The 299-nt window shown below is 62.5% G+C and carries 1 protein-coding gene; it reads left to right on the top strand.

All coding sequences use genetic code 11. The annotated features are described in order from the left end of the window. The coding region (locus tag QK293_RS27535; RefSeq protein WP_282383539.1) for a hypothetical protein at positions 1-299 on the top strand (299 nt) is incomplete at both ends.

The raw sequence follows: 299 nt of genomic DNA, 5'->3' as shown, positions 1-299 counted from the left end.
GCGGCCAAATGCACGCAAGTGCTCGACAGCCGTGAGGAACGCGAACACTTCATGCAAGCCGTCGATCTCGGCCCGGTGCATTGCCAAACTGGCGGCGAACACCTACTGACGGTCGCGCAAGGCAAACAGTGGCTGGCGGAGATTGCGACCGATCCGGCCCGGCAAGCGCAAGCCGCACAAGACCGTACGGAACAGGAAGCCGAGTCGCCATCGGACGCTGTTCTATTGCCGACGGTGCAGGTCAGCGATGCCCCCGAGCACGAACGTGAACCCTACTTATGGGAACAACCGCGGCGCTT

Source organism: Pseudomonas sp. AL03, from assembly GCF_029960815.1.
Taxonomy (GTDB): domain Bacteria; phylum Pseudomonadota; class Gammaproteobacteria; order Pseudomonadales; family Pseudomonadaceae; genus Aquipseudomonas.
The sequence above is the reverse complement of the archived record's forward strand: the minus strand, read 5'-3'. Positions and strand labels throughout refer to the sequence as shown.